General features: G+C 68.8%; 18 protein-coding genes. 9 read left to right on the top strand and 9 right to left on the bottom strand.

The features are described from left to right. The first annotated feature begins 41 nt into the window (after positions 1-41). The 7 genes from ASC65_RS01410 (at position 42) to ASC65_RS01380 (ending at position 6211) form a co-directional block, all read left to right on the top strand. On the top strand, positions 42-716 hold the full coding sequence (locus ASC65_RS01410) for a nicotinate-nucleotide adenylyltransferase (protein WP_056448435.1): 675 nt from the start codon (positions 42-44) through the stop codon (positions 714-716). A gap of 117 nt (positions 717-833) precedes the next feature. Then, positions 834-1238 (top strand): ribosome silencing factor, encoded by a 405-nt coding sequence (gene rsfS / locus ASC65_RS01405; RefSeq protein ID WP_082525819.1) that lies wholly within the window; start codon positions 834-836, stop codon positions 1236-1238. Positions 1239-1247: 9 nt separating this feature from the next. Beyond that, positions 1248-1712, top strand: coding sequence for a 23S rRNA (pseudouridine(1915)-N(3))-methyltransferase RlmH (gene rlmH, locus ASC65_RS01400; protein WP_056448432.1), 465 nt, complete (start codon positions 1248-1250; stop codon positions 1710-1712). A 21-nt stretch (positions 1713-1733) separates the two neighbouring features. Then, complete coding sequence (locus ASC65_RS01395) at positions 1734-2804, top strand: murein hydrolase activator EnvC family protein (protein ID WP_056448429.1); 1071 nt, start codon at positions 1734-1736, stop codon at positions 2802-2804. 135 nt (positions 2805-2939) lie between these two features. Further along, positions 2940-4310, top strand: a complete 1371-nt coding sequence (locus tag ASC65_RS01390) for a S41 family peptidase (protein WP_056448427.1) — start codon at positions 2940-2942, stop codon at positions 4308-4310. Positions 4311-4452: 142 nt separating this feature from the next. Continuing rightward, the gene (locus ASC65_RS01385; protein WP_056448426.1) at positions 4453-5643 is read left to right on the top strand and encodes a divergent polysaccharide deacetylase family protein; all 1191 of its coding nucleotides are present in this window, start codon (positions 4453-4455) and stop codon (positions 5641-5643) included. A 94-nt stretch (positions 5644-5737) separates the two neighbouring features. Then, positions 5738-6211, top strand: a complete 474-nt coding sequence (locus ASC65_RS01380; protein WP_056448425.1) for an RNA pyrophosphohydrolase — start codon at positions 5738-5740, stop codon at positions 6209-6211. Here the strand turns inward: ASC65_RS01380 and ASC65_RS01375 are convergent. From ASC65_RS01375 to ASC65_RS01340, 9 genes are all read right to left on the bottom strand, one after another. Next, complete coding sequence (locus ASC65_RS01375; protein WP_056448424.1) at positions 6208-6450, bottom strand: DUF1272 domain-containing protein; 243 nt, start codon at positions 6448-6450, stop codon at positions 6208-6210. The two genes, ASC65_RS01380 and ASC65_RS01375, sit on opposite strands and share 4 nt — an antisense overlap. A 227-nt stretch (positions 6451-6677) precedes the next feature. After that, positions 6678-7007, bottom strand: coding sequence for a DMT family transporter (locus tag ASC65_RS01370; RefSeq protein WP_056448422.1), 330 nt, complete (start codon positions 7005-7007; stop codon positions 6678-6680). A gap of 122 nt (positions 7008-7129) precedes the next feature. Beyond that, complete coding sequence (locus tag ASC65_RS01365; protein ID WP_056448421.1) at positions 7130-8080, bottom strand: metallophosphoesterase; 951 nt, start codon at positions 8078-8080, stop codon at positions 7130-7132. Between the two features lie 7 nt (positions 8081-8087). Further along, complete coding sequence (locus ASC65_RS01360) at positions 8088-8357, bottom strand: ATP synthase F1 subunit epsilon (RefSeq protein ID WP_056448417.1); 270 nt, start codon at positions 8355-8357, stop codon at positions 8088-8090. Between the two features lie 23 nt (positions 8358-8380). Then, a complete protein-coding gene (locus tag ASC65_RS16970) occupies positions 8381-8548 on the bottom strand; it encodes a hypothetical protein (RefSeq protein WP_156459509.1) in 168 nt (55 codons plus the stop codon). A 2-nt stretch (positions 8549-8550) separates the two neighbouring features. After that, complete coding sequence (gene atpD / locus ASC65_RS01355) at positions 8551-10101, bottom strand: F0F1 ATP synthase subunit beta (RefSeq protein WP_056448414.1); 1551 nt, start codon at positions 10099-10101, stop codon at positions 8551-8553. 44 nt (positions 10102-10145) lie between these two features. Next, complete coding sequence (locus ASC65_RS01350; protein WP_056448411.1) at positions 10146-11024, bottom strand: F0F1 ATP synthase subunit gamma; 879 nt, start codon at positions 11022-11024, stop codon at positions 10146-10148. 30 nt (positions 11025-11054) lie between these two features. Further along, complete coding sequence (gene atpA, locus ASC65_RS01345; protein WP_056448408.1) at positions 11055-12587, bottom strand: F0F1 ATP synthase subunit alpha; 1533 nt, start codon at positions 12585-12587, stop codon at positions 11055-11057. Positions 12588-12656: 69 nt separating this feature from the next. Next, on the bottom strand, positions 12657-13211 hold the full coding sequence (locus ASC65_RS01340) for a F0F1 ATP synthase subunit delta (RefSeq protein ID WP_056448405.1): 555 nt from the start codon (positions 13209-13211) through the stop codon (positions 12657-12659). A gap of 266 nt (positions 13212-13477) precedes the next feature. Between ASC65_RS01340 and ASC65_RS01335 the strand changes: the two genes are divergently transcribed. Further along, the gene (locus ASC65_RS01335) at positions 13478-14344 is read left to right on the top strand and encodes an endonuclease/exonuclease/phosphatase family protein (protein ID WP_056448403.1); all 867 of its coding nucleotides are present in this window, start codon (positions 13478-13480) and stop codon (positions 14342-14344) included. A gap of 153 nt (positions 14345-14497) precedes the next feature. After that, positions 14498-15325, top strand: a complete 828-nt coding sequence (locus ASC65_RS01330; protein ID WP_056448401.1) for a TerC family protein — start codon at positions 14498-14500, stop codon at positions 15323-15325. Positions 15326-15468 lie beyond the last annotated feature (143 nt).

Genomic DNA, 15468 nt, shown 5'->3' with positions numbered 1-15468 from the left:
GTGTTAGCTCCAGCCTGAGCATAAGCCCTGCGAGCCCCGCCTTGCCCTTCTTCCATGCCGGACCCGCGCCCCGCCGTCCCGGCCCTCGCCGGGGGGCCCTGCGCGACGGGCTGGACCTCGCGCCGGGGATGACGGTCGGTCTGTTCGGGGGGTCGTTCAATCCGGCCCACGACGGCCACGCCCACCTGGCCGAAACCGCCCTGCGCAAGCTGGGCCTCGACCGGGTCGTTTGGCTGGTCTCGCCGCAGAACCCGCTGAAAGACGCCCGCCACAGCGCGCCCCTGGCCGAGCGCATGGCCTCGGCGCGGGCCGTGGCGGCGACGGTCGGCCCGGCCATGATCGTCTCGGACGTCGAGAGCCGCATCGGCACGCAATGGACTGTCGACACCCTGCGCGCCCTGGCAGAACGCCACCCCGGCGTGCGCTTCGTCTGGCTGATGGGATCGGACAATCTGGCGAGCTTTCATCGCTGGAGGGGCTGGACCGACATCCTCCAGATGATGCCGGTGGCGGTGATCGCCCGGCCCGGCTCGACCCTCAGCGCACCCACGTCCCCGGCCGCCCGGCGCTTCGCGGGCGCTCGAATTCCGACTGAAAAGGCCAAGCTTCTGCACGGGATGGAAGCCCCGGCCTGGACCTGGATCGCGGGGCCGCTGAACGATCGATCGTCGACCGCGTTGAGGGCGAGACGCAAGGCCGCGACCGGCCGCCCGTGACGGCGGGCCCGGTCCGTGCTAGGGTCCTTCTTTAGTCAACCTCCCTGGAGCCCTCCGCTGACCCCCTCGCCCGCGCATGACGCGCAAGACGCCGCCGTTTCCAACACGGCGCACGAGATGGACGTAATCCCGGCCATCCAATCCGAAGACGGTCCGCAGGCTTCCCTTCCCGTCGGCGCAACTGTGCTCGAACAGGCGATCCTTTCGCGCCTGGACGATGACAAGGCCCAGGACATCGTCCTGATCGACCTGAAGGGCAAAAGCCCGATGGCCGACACGATGATCATCGCTTCCGGCCGTTCGCACCGCCACGTCGGCGCCCTGGCCGATCACCTGCAGCGCACGTTGAAGGAACAGGGTCTGGGCCGCGTGAAGGTCTCGGGCCTGCCGCACTGCGACTGGGTGCTGCTCGACGCCGGAGACGTGATCGTCCACCTGTTCCGGCCGGAAGTGCGCACCTTCTACAACATCGAGAAGATCTGGTCGGTCGAGAGCGGCCACCGCGTCGACACCCGCTCCTGATCTGAGCCGATGAAGCTGGCCGTCATCGCCATCGGCAAGCCGGGGCGTGGGCCGGAGTCCACCCTCGCCGCCGACTACGCCGAGCGCGCCACCCTGGCGGGGCGCGCGCTCGGCCTCGGCCCGCTGGAGCTGGTCGACCTCGAACCGCGCAAGGCCGGCAAGGCGCCCGAGGCCGAGCTGATCCTCAAGGCGGCCGAGGGCGCGCACCTGATCGCCTGCGACGAGCGCGGCAAGACCTTTTCGAGCCGCGCCTTCGCCGAGCACATCGCAGGCTTGCGCGACCGCGGCGAGCGGCGGCTTGTGTTCGCCATCGGCGGGGCCGACGGGCTGGACGCGAGCGTGCGCGCCGCGGCGTCCTCGACCCTGGCCTTCGGCCCCCAGACCTGGCCGCACGCCCTGGCGCGCGCCATGCTGGCCGAGCAGCTCTATCGGGCCGTGACCATCCTGGCCGGATCGCCCTATCATCGCGACTAGGGCGGATTCACACCAAGAGCCATGCGTCGGGCGCTCCTTTCATTTCTGATCGTGCTGGCGGCCGCGCCTGTCGCCGCCGCGGGTCCGCAGGCCGGCGAGATCCGGCGGCTGCAGACCGAGTTCCGCGACGAGCGGGCCCGGGCCAAGCAGCTGCGCGCCGAGGCCTCCGACGCCGCCGCCGAGACCGCCCGGCTCGAGCGCGAACTGAACGCCCTCGGCGCTGACATCGCCGCCGGCGACACGACGATGAACGCCCAGCGCGCCCGGCTGCGCGACCTCAGCGAGCGCGAGGCCCTCCTCGTGGCCGAGCTGTCCAAGGCGCGCGGGCGTCAGGCGCGGCTGCTGTCGGCCCTGCAGATGATGAGCCGCAGCCCGCCGCCGCCCCTGCTGACGCCGTCGGACAAGGCCGTGGACACGGTGCGCGCCGCCATCCTGATGAAGGCCATGGCCCCCGAACTTCAGGCGCAGTCGAGGGTGCTGGCGGATCGCCAGAACGAGATCAACCGCATCCGCCGCCTCGCCGCCCTGGGCAGCGAGGAGTTGTTCACCGCCGAAAGCGCGCAGGGGGACCGGCGGGCCGAACTGGAGTCGGCCTCGCGTCGTCAGCTGCGGCAGCAAGCGATCCTGCGCGCCGAGGCCGAGACGGCGGAGCGGGCCTCGAGCGCGCTGGAAGCCCGCCTCCGCGCTGTCGGCGGGACGGTGCCCGGTCCGGATACGGAGGCTCCGGTGACGGTCGCCCGCCTGCCCGCCGGCCGCAACCGCCTGACCCCGCCGATCGACGGCGCCCCGTCGGTCCGTTTCGGCCAGGGTTCGAACGGCTGGCGCTGGCGGGCGGACGCCGCCGAGGCTCGCGCCCCCGCCGCCGGCTACGTCGCTTTCGCCGGCCCGCTGCGGGGTTGGGGCCAGGTGGTGATCATCGACCTGGGCCCGGGTTGGCGCGCGGTCGTCGCCGGGCTGGAGACGGTCGGGGTCGAACGCGGCGCCCGCGTCGCCGACGGCCAGGTCTTGGGTCGATCGGGCGCCGACGGCGAGATCACCTTTGAACTGCGGCGCGAGGAACGGGCCGTGGACCCCGCGCCCTGGCTACGCTGACACGCGAAACCGCTTTCCATTCAGAGATGACGCTGATTTTATCCAATGACCGCCGCTCGGCCACGATTTGGGCGCCGCGCGGTCTGTAACTGCTGATGTTCAGGCTGCTGTTTCGCAGTCCGCTGGAAGAGACCAATGCGCAAGTTGCTGATGATCGGCGCCGCCGCCGTTACCGTGGTCGGTCTGGGCGCCGCCACGACCGCCGGGCAGACCCCGCGCAACGAGGCCTATCGCCTTCTCGGCCTGTTCGGCGACGCGCTGACCATCGTCGAGCGCGACTACGTCGTGCCGGTCGACGACAAGAAGTTGGTCGAGGCGGCCCTGCAAGGGATGATGGGCGCGCTGGATCCGCACTCCAGCTACATGCCGCTGAAGGACTACGGCGAGCTGCGCGAGCGCACCGAGGGCCAGTATTCGGGCGTCGGCCTGACCATTTCGTCGGAAGGCGGCCTGGTGAAGATCATCTCGCCGATGGACGGCGGCCCGGCCGCACGCGCCGGCGTCCAGGCGGGCGACGTCATTTCCTCGATCGAGGGCCAGAGCGCCTCCGGCCTGACCGTCAGCCAAGTTTCGGAGAAGCTGCGCGGCGCCGCCGGCACCAACGTCAAGGTCACCTTCCTGCGCGACGGCGAAGAGCCGCGCGAAGTCACCCTGACCCGCGAGATCATCAAGATCGACTCCGTCACCGGCCGCGTCGAGGGCGACTACGGCGTGCTGCGGATCTCGACCTTCAACGAGAACACCGGCCGCGAACTGTCCGACGCCATCGCCAAGCTGAAGGCCGAGAACCCGGCGTTGAAGGGCTATGTCATCGACCTGCGCAACAACGGCGGCGGTCTTCTGGATGCGGCCATCGCCGTGTCGGACACCTTCCTTGAGCGCGGCGAGATCGTCAGCCAGCGCGGCCGTCAGCCGAACCAGATCCTGCGCTACGCCGCCAAGCCCGGCGACCTGACCGGCGGCCTGCCGCTGGTCGTGCTGGTCAACTACGGCTCGGCCTCGGCCTCGGAGATCGTGGCCGGCGCCCTGAAGGATCACCAGCGCGCGACGATCGTCGGCCTGACCAGCTTCGGCAAGGGCTCGGTGCAGAGCGTCATCCCGCTGCGCGGCGGCGCCGATGGCGCCCTGTCGATCACCACGGCGCGCTACTACACTCCGTCGGGCGCCTCGATCCAGAAGATCGGCATCGAGCCGGACCTGGAGGTGGCTCGCTCCTTCGCCGAGGCCAAGATCGTCTCGCGCTCGAACTTCATCTACTCCGAGGCGGCCTACGCCACGGCGCTGGACGCCTCGATCGGGGCCGAGCGCAAGGGTCCGCACACGCCGCATGAGGCGCCCAGCGAGGCCTACGACAAGGAGAAGGACTACCAGCTGGAGCGGGCCTTCGACGTGCTGCGCGCCGGCGGCAAGCTGACCCAGCTGGCGGCCGCGCCGGAAGGCATCGTGGTCACCGCCCCGGGCACCGCCATGGCCGCGGTGGAGACGTCGGACGCGCCGTCGGAGTGAACCCGTCCGACGCCGTGAGGCAGGTCGTCGCAGACCTGCCGCATGGCTAACGGAGCGTTAGGCTTTCTTAACCGGGCCCGGTGCAGTGTCCGCTGCGAAGAGGTCCGCGTGCGGGCTTCGCCCCGAGCGTCACATCCTGCCCATGTTCGCCAAGCGCCAGTCCGTACTCGCCGCCACCGCGGGGGCCCCGCCCGTCCGCAAGAGCCTGCGTGAAACCTTCGCGCCGGTGCTGCGCATCGTGACCAAGCCGCCCGTTGCGGTCGCCGGGGCCGGAGCCCTGCTGATCGGCGCCGCGGCCCTGTTCATCACCGTCTTGGGCGATCCGCGCGCCGGCGCCCCGTCGGCCCGGGTTTCGCTGAACCGCCCAACCGCCGCAGCCGCCACGGCCCCGACCGGGCTGGAGGCGTTCTCGCTGGACGGCTCGGGCCTGTACCAGGACCTGACCGGCGACGGCGTGCCCGACGTGGCCGGCGAAGCCGTCATCACCCTGCCGGACGGCGCCACCGTCTCCGGTCCGGGCGCCCCCATCACCGCTCCGCGCCTGACCGCCCGCCCCCTGGCCCAGGCCCCGATCGCCGGCCTGACCCAGCCGGGCCCGGACGGCCTGCTGCCGCGCATCGCCCCGGACGGCCGCGTGCCGGCCCAGGCCTACGCCCGCCCGTTCACGTCCAACGGCAAGCCGCGCATCGCCCTGATCGTCGGCGGCCTCGGCCTCAACGCCGTGACCACCCGGGCCGCCATCGAGCGCCTGCCCGCCGAGGTCACCCTCAGCTTCGTGCCCTACGCCGAGGGCCTGCAGGGCTGGATCGACCTCGCCCGCGCCCACGGCCACGAGGTCATGCTCGAAATGCCGATGGAGCCCACCGGCTATCCGAACAACGACCCGGGCCCCTACACCCTGCTGGCCTCGGCCGACGCCTCGGACATTCAGGCCAAGATGAACTGGCTGCTGGGCCGCGCCACCGGCTATTTCGGGGTGACCAACTATCTCGGTGACCGCTTCGCCGCCTCGGACGAGGGCATGACCGCCTTCATGGGCGTGCTGCGCTCGCGCGGCGTGGCCTTCCTCGACGACGGCTCGATGAGCCGCAAGCCGGGCGCCTGGGCCCGCGCCAGCGCCAACCGCATCATCGACGAGGAACAGTCCGCCACCGCCATCGTCGGCCAGCTCAATGCGCTCGAGGCCCTGGCCAAGGCGCGCGGCCAGGCCCTGGGGACTGGCTTCAGCTATCCGGTGACGGTCGAGGCCGCCGCCCGCTGGACCGCCGGTCTCGACGCCCGCGGCCTGCAGCTGGCTCCGGCCAGCGCGGTCACCGCCCGTCCCGGGCGGTAGGTTCTGGGTTCTAGGGACTAGGTTCCAGGGGACGCCTGCGCGTCCGCCAGACCGTCTTCCTTCCCTAGCCCCTAGAACCTAAAACCTAGCCCCTATGAGCGATCTCGCGAACTACCGCCCCAACGTCGGCGTCGTGCTGTTCCATCCGGACGGGCGGGTCTGGTACGGGCGGCGGGCCGGCACGCCCGGGCCGCACAACTGGCAGTTTCCGCAGGGCGGGGTCGACGACGGCGAGGACCTCGAGGCGGCGGCGCGGCGCGAGCTGGCCGAGGAGACCGGCGTGACCTCCGCCGAGTTGATCGCCCGCACCGAGGACTGGATCGCCTACGACTTCCCGGCCGATTATGGCGGGACCAAGCATGCGCGCGGCTGGGCCGGGCAGAAGCAGCAGTGGTTCGCCTTCCGCTTCACCGGCGACGAGGCCGAGATCGATTTGAACCAGCACGACGAGATCGAGTTCGACGCGTGGCGCTGGGGGACTTTGTCCGAAGCGCCCGACCTGATCGTGCCGTTCAAGCGCGACGCCTATGAGCGGATGGTTTCGGTGTTCGCGCCGCTGCTGGTCTAGGACCTGCAGCCTTCGGGCTTGAACACGCGCTCCGTCGAGGCGGGGTATTTCGACAGCAGCCGCGCCGGGCGGATGGGGCGGGGCGCGAAATCGCCGCCGCAGTTCGGGCAGACGCCCTTGAGCACGCCGCCCACGCAGTCGGCGCAGAAGGTGCATTCGAAGGTGCAGATCCGCGCGTCCGGGCTGTCCGCCGGCAGGTCGCGGTCGCAGCATTCGCAGTTGGGGCGGAGTTCGAGCATGGGCGGCGGCTGGGTGGCTAGTGGCTAGTGGCTAGTGGCTAGTGGCTAGTGGCTAGTGGCTAGTGGACGGTGGCGGGTCGGAGGGCCCTGATCAACTGACCTTGGCGGGCGGCGGCGCTAACAGCGCGGCTGTACCGTCGCCTGCCAGCCACTAGCCACTAGCCACTAGCCACTTGCAACGCGCCAGTTGCGCCCGAGCGCCCCTCCGCCGCCGTCTCACGCCGCCGTCAGTGCGCCGCGCCGTTCGGGGCCAGCTTGAAGATCACCAGGCCGGCCAACACCAGTACGGCCGCGAGGATGCGCATCGGGCTAAGGTGTTCACCGAGGAAGATGACGCCGACCGCGAAGGCGCCGACGGCGCCGATGCCGGTCCAGACCACATAGGCGGTGCCCATGGGCAGGCTCTTCATGGCCAGGGACAGCAGGGCGAAGCTGACCACCATGAAGCCGATGGTGGCGACGCTGGGCCACAGGCGGGTGAAGCCGTCCGACTGTTTCATGAAATACGCCCAGACGATTTCAAACAGTCCGGCGATGAGAAGATAGATCCAGGCCATGGTTTCCGGCCCTCCTTGCAAAGGGCCGGGCCGTCCCGGACTTGGCCCTCGGCCGTGCGGCCGCCGGGGCGAGGACGTGGCCTCGTCTTGCGAGGGGCTATCTAGGGCCTGGGGCCCGGGGGTCAAGTCCCCGATGGCCCCTTCAGGGTCACCACCACGATCTCCGGCGGGACGCGGAAGCGCACCGGCAGGATGGAGACGCCGACCCCGCCGGTGACGAACAGCTTGCGGCCGCCCTCGTCGTAGAGACCGCAGGCCCAGCGCTCCGAGGCCGGCGAGGCGTGCACCAGTCGGCCGAGGACGGGCAGGTTGACCTGGCCGCAGTGGGTATGGCCGGCGAGGGTCAGGGCGACGTCCTGCGGCACGGCGACGAAGGGATCGGGCCAGTGGGTGATGACGATCGAGGGCTCGCCGGGCGAGACCTCGCGTAGGGCCGTGCGCGGCAGCGGAGGGGTGCGCGGGGAGTGCATGTCGGCCAGGCCGGCGATCCAGAAGGCCCCGCCCGGGCGGTCGATGCGGACAGCGCGGTTCTCCAGCACGGGGACCTGGGCCCGGCCCATGGCGGCGGCGATGGCGGCGTCGTCGAAATCCGAGTCGTGATTGCCGAGCACGCCGTAGACGCCCAGCGGAGCCTTGAGGCGGCCGAACGCCTCGATCCCCTCCAGGATCTCGGCGCGGTTCCGTTCGGCGGCCCAGCTCGAGCCTCCGGTGTAGTCGCCGAGCAGCAGGATGATGTCGGGCTGCTCGCCGTTCATCCGCCGAACAAGGCCGCGCAGCCGACCGACATCGACGTGCGGCGCGCTGACATGGGTGTCGGATATGACGCCGATACGGACCGGCGGGCCGCTCCAGGTCGCGCTCTCAATGGTGACGTGGCGGACCTTGAGGGTCGTCGGCTCGAGCAGGAAGGCCCAGACGCCCAGCGCCCAGGCTACGGCCGTGACGGCCGCCAGGCTCCAGCCAAGAAAAATCCGGCGGACGCGCAGCATCCGCCGGACCAATAGCAAACAGAGGAACGGGCCGACCGCGGCGGCGACCCAGGCCAGGATCAGGACGACGCCCCCTCCTGACATTCCCGGATCAGGCGGCCGTCACTTCCGAGGCCTGTTCGGCCAGGATGGTCAGACCGGCCGGGGTGACGTCGGCGAAGCCGCCGTGCACCTCGAACTGGCGGCGCGAACCGCCGTCGATGACCGTCACCACGCCTTCGCGCAGGGCGGTCATGAACGGAGCGTGGTCCGCGAGGACGCCGAAGTCGCCTTCGACGCCCGGGGCGTCGACCTGGTCCACGAGGCCCGAGAAGACCTCGCGTTCCGGCGACACCAGAGAGAACTGCAGCTTGCCTGCCATGTGCTTCTTCCTCGAACCGTCGGTCAGGTGACCGACACCTCGATCTTTCTGTCTTCTCGGCCGTCGATGTAGAACCGACTGCCATCAGTGAACTCGATCATCACTTCAGTCTCGGTCAACCGAGTCTGTTTGACGACCTTGCCTTCCAGCAGGCGTTGGAGCCGATCCGAGAGCGGCTCCTCCACCGACATGATTAGGCGTCCGCGGCCAGCTTCTGGGCCTTCTCGACGGCTTCCTCGATCGAGCCGACCATGTAGAAGGCCGCTTCCGGCAGGTGGTCGTATTCACCGGCCACGATGCCCTTGAACGAGCGAATGGTGTCCTTCAGCTCGACGAACTTGCCCGGCGAGTTGGTGAACTGCTCAGCCACGAAGAACGGCTGCGACAGGAAGCGCGAGATCTTGCGGGCGCGCGAGACGACCAGCTTGTCCTCTTCCGACAGCTCGTCCATGCCCAGGATGGCGATGATGTCCTTCAGGGCCTTGTAAGACTGCAGGACTTCCTGGACCGAACGGGCGACCTGGTAGTGCTCTTCGCCGATGACCAGCGGGTCCATGATCCGCGAGGTCGAGTCCAGCGGGTCGACGGCCGGGAAGATGGCCTGGGCGGCGATGTCGCGCGACAGCACGGTCTTGGCGTCCAGGTGGGCGAACGAGGCGGCGGGCGCCGGGTCGGTCAGGTCGTCGGCGGGGACGTAGATGGCCTGGATCGAAGTGATCGAGCCCTTCTTGGTCGAGGTGATGCGCTCCTGCAGGTTGCCCATCTCGGTGGCCAGGGTCGGCTGATAGCCCACCGCCGACGGGATGCGGCCCAGCAGAGCCGACATTTCCGAACCGGCTTGCGTGAAGCGGAAGATGTTGTCGACGAACAGCAGCACGTCCTTGCCTTCTTCGTCGCGGAAATACTCGGCCTGGGCCAGGCCGGTCAGGGCGACGCGGGCGCGGGCGCCCGGCGGCTCGTTCATCTGGCCATACACGAGGGCGCACTTGGAGCCTTCGGTCGAGCCGTTGTTCTTGGTCGGGTCCACGTTCACGTTGGACTCGATCATCTCGTGGTACAGGTCGTTGCCTTCGCGGGTGCGCTCGCCCACGCCGGCCAGAACCGAATAACCGCCGTACGCCTTGGCGATGTTGTTGATCAGTTCCTGCATGGTCACGGTCTTGCCGACGCCGGCGCCGCCGAACAGGCCGGTCTTGCCGCCCTTGGTGTAGGGGCACATCAGGTCGATAACCTTGATGCCGGTGACCAGGATCTCCGACGAGGTCGACTGCTCTTCGAACGAAGGCGCCTCGCGGTGGATCGGGCGGTACATGGTGGTCTTGATCGGGCCCTGTTCGTCGATCGGCGCGCCGACGACGTTCATGATGCGGCCGAGCGTGCCCGGGCCGACCGGCGCCAGGATCGACGAACCGGTGTCGGTCACCGGCTGGCCGCGAGTCAGGCCTTCCGAGGTGTCCATGGCGATGGTGCGGACCACGTTCTCGCCGAGGTGCTGGGCGACTTCCAGGACCAGGGTGAAGGGCTCGCCCGTCTTCTGGTCGATGTTCTGGGTTTCCAGGGCCGACAGGATGGCCGGCAGGTGGCCGTCGAACTCAACGTCGACGACGGCGCCGATGACCTGGGCGATGCGGCCGGTTGCGACGGCGCCCGAAGCCTTCGGGGCGGTGGCGGCGGCGGCCTTCGGGGCCTTCGGGGCGGCGGGCTTCTTGGCGGCGGGTTTCTTCGGGGCGGCGGTGTCGGTCATCGGTTCGTTCCGTTCGGAAAGTCTTGTCTGGGCGGGTATCGGGATCAGAGCGCTTCAGCGCCGGCGATGATCTCGATCAGTTCGGTGGTGATCTGGGCCTGGCGCTTGCGGTTGTACTGCAGGGTCAGGCTGTTGATCAGGTCGCCCGCGTTGCGCGTGGCGTTGTCCATGGCGCCCATCTGGGCCCCGAAGAAGCTGGCCTGGTTCTCGTACAGGGCGGCGAGGACCTGGGTCGTGATGTTACGCGGCAGGACGACGTCGAGGATTTCCTCTTCCGAGGGCTCGTAGTCATAGACCGCGCCGTTCAGGTTGATCGGCTCGGCGTCGCCGTCGACCACGGCCGGGATCAGCTGCTTGGGCGTCGGCACCTGCGAGATGACCGACTGGAAGCGGCTGTAGAACAGGGTCACGACGTCGGCGTTGCCGGCCTCGAACTCCTCGGCGATCAGGGCCGCGATGGGCTCCGCCGCCGGCAGGCCGATGACCTTGTGGTCCGACATCTCGAACGTCTTGACCAGCTTGTCGCCGTACAGGCGCGACAGGCCGTCGCGGACCTTGCGGCCCACGGCGATGATGCGGACGTCCTTGCCGTCGGCGATCAGGTCCTTGATGCGATCGCGCGCGGCCCGGATCACGTTGGTGTTGAAGCCGCCCGCCAGACCCTTGTCGCCGGTGGCGACGACGATCAGGTGCTTCTGGTTCTTGCCCGTGCCGGCCAGCAGCTTGGGCGCGCCGTCGCCGGAGACGCCGGCCGCCAGGTTGGCGATGACGGCGGCCATCTTGCGGGCATAGGGACGGGCGCTCTCGGCCTGTTCCTGGGCGCGCTTCAGCTTGGCCGCGGCGACCATGTTCAGGGCTTTCGTGATCTTCTGCGTGGATTTCACGCTGTCGATCCGATTGCGCATTTCCTTGAGGCTGGCCATCCGGCGCTACTCTCTCAGTCCGGGGTCAGTTCAGGCGAAGGTCTTGACGAAGGCTTCGAGCACCGACTTCAGCTCGGCTTCGAGCTCGGCGGTCAGATCCTTCTTCGTGCGGATGCCTTCCAGCAGGCCGGCGTTCGACGACTTGATGCGGGCCAGCAGCTCGCTCTCGAAGCGACCGATGTCGGCGACGGCGACGCCGTCCAGGTAGCCGCGGGTGCCGGCGTAAACCGAGACGACCTGCTCTTCCATGGTCAGCGGCGAGTACTGCGGCTGCTTCAGCAGCTCGGTCAGGCGGGCGCCGCGGGCCAGAAGCTTCTGGGTCGAAGCGTCCAGGTCCGAGCCGAACTTCGCGAAGGCGGCCATTTCACGGTACTGGGCCAGCTCGCCCTTGATGGTGCCGGCGACCTTCTTCATCGCCTTGGTCTGGGCCGAGGAGCCCACGCGCGACACCGAGATGCCGACGTTCACGGCCGGGCGGATGCCTTGGTAGAACAGGTCGGATTCCAGGAAGATCTGGCCGTCGGTGATCGAGATCACGTTGGTCGGGATGTAGGCCGACACGTCGTTGGCCTGGGTCTCGATCAGCGGCAGGGCGGTCAGCGAGCCCGAGCCGTAGTCGGCGTTCAGCTTGGCCGAACGCTCCAGCAGGCGCGAGTGCAGGTAGAAGACGTCGCCCGGGTAGGCTTCGCGGCCCGGCGGACGGCGCAGCAGCAGCGACATCTGGCGGTAGGCCACAGCTTGCTTCGAAAGGTCGTCATAGACGATCAGGCCGTGCATGCCGTTGTCGCGGAAGAACTCGCCCATGGCGGTGCCGGCGAACGGAGCCAGGAACTGCAGCGGGGCCGGTTCCGAAGCCGTGGCGGCGACGACGATGGTGTACTCGAGGGCGCCCGACTCTTCGAGCGTCTTCACGATCTGGGCGACGGTCGAACGCTTCTGACCGATGGCCACGTAGATGCAGTACAGCTTGGCCGACTCGTCGGACGTGGCGTTGACCGACTTCTGGTTCAGGATGGTGTCGATGGCGACGGCGGTCTTGCCGACCTGACGGTCGCCAATGATCAGCTCGCGCTGGCCGCGGCCGATCGGGATCAGGGTGTCGATCGCCTTCAGGCCGGTCTGCATCGGCTCGTGGACCGACTTGCGCGGGATGATGCCCGGGGCCTTCACGTCCACGCGGCGACGCTCGGTGAACTGGATCGGGCCCTTGCCGTCGATCGGCTCGCCCAGCGGGTTGACGACGCGGCCCAGCAGGCCCTTGCCGACCGGCACGTCCACGATCTCGCCGAGGCGGCGGACTTCATCGCCTTCCGCGATGGCGGTGTCCGCGCCGAAGATCACGGCGCCGACGTTGTCGCGCTCGAGGTTCAGGGCCATGCCCTTCACGCCGGCCTTCGGGAACTCGATCATCTCGCCGGCCTGGACGTTGTCCAGACCGTGGATGCGGGCGATGCCGTCGCCGACCGACAGCACCTGGCCGACGTCCGAGACGTCGGCTTCAACGCCGAAGTTGGCGATCTGCGACTTGAGGATGGCCGAAATTTCGGCGGCGCGGATGTCCATGTGGATCTCTCTGTCTTCGTCTTTCGGGCGTGCCGTCAGGCGCGCTGCAATCTTATGGTCGGGGCGCGCTTAGGCGCGCTTGAGGGCGAACTTCATCTGGTCGAGCTTGGTCTTCAGCGAGGCGTCGAAGAGCTTCGAGCCGACCTTGACCTTGAGGCCGCCCAGGATCGACGGATCGACGCGGGCGGTCATTTCGGGGTCCTTGCCCAGAGAAGCGCGCAGCGCCGACTGGATGGACTTGAGCTGAGCGGCGGTCAGGGCCTGGGCCGAGACGACCTCGGCGGCCACGACGCCGGTCTTCTTGGCATACAGCTTGTCGAAGCCGGAGATGACCGCGGTCAGGTCGCGGGCGCGGCCGTTCTGGGCCAGCAGGCCGAGGAAGTTGCGGGTCACGCCGTTGAACTTCGCCTTGTCGGCGATGGCGACGAGGCCCTTCTGCTGGTCCTCCGCGCCGATCACCGGCGAATTGGCCAGGCGGCGCAGGTCCGCGCTCTCGCCCCAGGCGGCGCGCAGCGACGCCAGGTCGGCGCGAACGGCGTCGAGAACGCCCGTCTCGTCAGCGAGGTCGAACAGCGCTTGAGCATAGCGCTCGCCGACTTCCGTCGTTCTGTAATCGTCAGCCACTTATAAGGTCCGCGCGGGTTAGCGTTCGGGTTGCGACCTGCGGCAGGAATGCCCACAGGCCAAAGGCTTGAAATGCTTGAAGAAAGCACACCGGGGACGCACCTTGCGATGCGTCCCTCGGTTCAGCCGGGCGCCTGATAGCACTCATGCCCCTTCGCCGCAACCGAGGCAGCAGGACGCACCACCTGTTCGCCGTAACGAGATTTGACGTGCCGGTCCGGGGCGTGGAAGCGAGAAAACATGCCCCAAGCCCCGGAGGCCTCCGCATGACGTTCGCCCGCTCCCTCGCCGCCTTCGCCGTCCTCGCCGTTCTCGCCGCCTCCGGCCCGGCCGCCGCGGGCGATCCGGCCTCGACCCGGGTGATGAGCTACAACATCCGGGTCAACGTTCCGACCGACAATCCGACCTGGGAGGAGCGGCGGCCGCACATGGCGCGGCAAATCGCCTTCTTCGACCCCGACCTGCTGGGCGTGCAGGAGGCCCAGCCGGTGATGGTCGACTATCTGGCCGGGCAGCTGCCGGCCTACGACCGCTACGGCGTCGGCCGCGATGACGGCAAGATCGGCGAGAGCACCACGGTCTTCTGGAAGCGCGAACGCTACGAGCTGGTGCGGACCCACACCTTCTGGTGCTCGCCGACCCCGGACACGCCGTCCAAGGGCTGGGACGCCGCCTATCCGCGCACCGTCACCCAGGTCGTGCTGCGGGACCGCGAGGACGCGAGCCGGCTCCTGGACGTGCGCAACACCCATTTCGACCACGTCGGCGTGGTCGCCCGCGAACAGTGCGCCAGCCTGGTCGCCGCCATGCCGGCGGTCGAGATCGACGGCGCCCGGGCCGAGGTCATTCTCATGGGCGACTTCAACACCGGCCAGGACACCCCGCCCTATCAGCGGATCCTCGAGACCGGCCTGCGCGACGCGCGGGCGATCACCCGGGTCGACTTCGGCCCCCGGGGCACCTTCAACGCCTTCGACATCGCCAGGGACAATGACGGGGTGGCCATCGACCATGTCTTCGTCGGCCCCGGCTGGGCCGTCGAGCGGTTCGGCGTGCCCACCGACTCGTTCGGCGGACGGGTGATCTCGGATCATTTCCCGATCGTCGTCGACCTGGTCCCCGCCCAGCCCTGAGCCAGACCCTGAGTCGCGTCGCTGAGCCGCACCCCCGCAGCGCCGCTGCGGCCGAACCGTTTGGTCCGGCGAGTGTTGACCGCGACGCTTCGTCTCTTTGTCGGCCGGCGTGGCGGCCGCTAGGGACGTAGGCTGAATTCTCTGGAGCGACTTATGTTCGAAGGCATCCCTGCGCTGTTGGCCGACCCCGCGGCCTGGGCCGCGCTCGTCACCCTGGTGGTGATGGAGGTGGTGCTCGGCATCGACAATCTGATCTTCATCTCGATCCTCTCGAACAAGCTTCCCCCCGAGCATCGCCAGCGCACCCGCCGCATCGGCATCGCCATGGCCCTGATCATGCGTCTGGGCCTGCTGGCCACGATCGGCTGGATCGTCGGCCTGACCGCGCCTGTGTTCGACCTCGGGATCTCGGGCGAGGGCTGGGACACCTCCTTCAGCTGGCGCGACCTGATCCTCATCGCCGGCGGCCTGTTCCTGGTCTGGAAGGCGACCAAGGAGATCCACCACGCCGTCGACGTCGCCCCGAGCAGCGACCTGCTGGAAAAGGACAAGAAGGACGTCGTCATCAACAACGTCGGCTCGGCCATCATCCAGATCATCATGCTGGACCTGGTGTTCTCGATCGACTCCATCCTGACCGCCGTCGGCATGACCGATCACGTGCCGATCATGATGGTCGCCGTCGTCATCGCCGTGGCCTGCATGCTGTTCGCCGCCGACCCGCTGGCCAACTTCATCGACAAGAACCCGACCGTGGTCATGCTGGCCCTCGGCTTCCTGCTGATGATCGGCATGGTGCTGATCGCCGACGGCTTCGGCGTCCACGTGCCCAAGGGCTACATCTACGCCGCCATGGCCTTCTCCGCCCTCGTCGAGGGCCTCAACATGATGAGCCGCAACGCGTCGCTCCGGAAAGCCGCCCGGGAAGAGGCGCGGCAGGCGCAGCTCAACAAGGCTGAGACGGCGGAACCGGGCGTCTGAAGCAAGTGATGAGTGGTTAGTGATCAGTGATTGGTCGGCAGGGGCGGACGCCGCTGGCGCCCAGCCGCCCCCTGCTGGCGATCCAGCAACCACTAATCACGAACCACTAGTCACTTGGCGGACGGCCTGCCTCCGGGTTGGCT

Source organism: Brevundimonas sp. Root1279, assembly GCF_001425945.1.
Taxonomy (GTDB): domain Bacteria; phylum Pseudomonadota; class Alphaproteobacteria; order Caulobacterales; family Caulobacteraceae; genus Brevundimonas.
The sequence above is the reverse complement of the archived record's forward strand: the minus strand, read 5'-3'. Positions and strand labels throughout refer to the sequence as shown.

What these genes read in the sequence shown, in the direction of transcription:
- rsfS (WP_082525819.1), top strand. Translation starts at nt 834, where the DNA reads ATGGACGTAATCCCGGCCATCCAATCCGAAGACGGTCCGCAGGCTTCC.
- rlmH (WP_056448432.1), top strand. Translation starts at nt 1,248, where the DNA reads ATGAAGCTGGCCGTCATCGCCATCGGCAAGCCGGGGCGTGGGCCGGAG.
- ASC65_RS01395 (WP_056448429.1), top strand. Translation starts at nt 1,734, where the DNA reads ATGCGTCGGGCGCTCCTTTCATTTCTGATCGTGCTGGCGGCCGCGCCT.
- ASC65_RS01390 (WP_056448427.1), top strand. Translation starts at nt 2,940, where the DNA reads ATGCGCAAGTTGCTGATGATCGGCGCCGCCGCCGTTACCGTGGTCGGT.
- ASC65_RS01385 (WP_056448426.1), top strand. Translation starts at nt 4,453, where the DNA reads ATGTTCGCCAAGCGCCAGTCCGTACTCGCCGCCACCGCGGGGGCCCCG.
- ASC65_RS01380 (WP_056448425.1), top strand. Translation starts at nt 5,738, where the DNA reads ATGAGCGATCTCGCGAACTACCGCCCCAACGTCGGCGTCGTGCTGTTC.
- ASC65_RS01375 (WP_056448424.1), bottom strand. Translation starts at nt 6,450, where the DNA reads ATGCTCGAACTCCGCCCCAACTGCGAATGCTGCGACCGCGACCTGCCG.
- ASC65_RS01370 (WP_056448422.1), bottom strand. Translation starts at nt 7,007, where the DNA reads ATGGCCTGGATCTATCTTCTCATCGCCGGACTGTTTGAAATCGTCTGG.
- ASC65_RS01365 (WP_056448421.1), bottom strand. Translation starts at nt 8,080, where the DNA reads ATGTCAGGAGGGGGCGTCGTCCTGATCCTGGCCTGGGTCGCCGCCGCG.
- ASC65_RS01360 (WP_056448417.1), bottom strand. Translation starts at nt 8,357, where the DNA reads ATGGCAGGCAAGCTGCAGTTCTCTCTGGTGTCGCCGGAACGCGAGGTC.
- ASC65_RS16970 (WP_156459509.1), bottom strand. Translation starts at nt 8,548, where the DNA reads ATGTCGGTGGAGGAGCCGCTCTCGGATCGGCTCCAACGCCTGCTGGAA.
- atpD (WP_056448414.1), bottom strand. Translation starts at nt 10,101, where the DNA reads ATGACCGACACCGCCGCCCCGAAGAAACCCGCCGCCAAGAAGCCCGCC.
- ASC65_RS01350 (WP_056448411.1), bottom strand. Translation starts at nt 11,024, where the DNA reads ATGGCCAGCCTCAAGGAAATGCGCAATCGGATCGACAGCGTGAAATCC.
- atpA (WP_056448408.1), bottom strand. Translation starts at nt 12,587, where the DNA reads ATGGACATCCGCGCCGCCGAAATTTCGGCCATCCTCAAGTCGCAGATC.
- ASC65_RS01335 (WP_056448403.1), top strand. Translation starts at nt 13,478, where the DNA reads ATGACGTTCGCCCGCTCCCTCGCCGCCTTCGCCGTCCTCGCCGTTCTC.
- ASC65_RS01330 (WP_056448401.1), top strand. Translation starts at nt 14,498, where the DNA reads ATGTTCGAAGGCATCCCTGCGCTGTTGGCCGACCCCGCGGCCTGGGCC.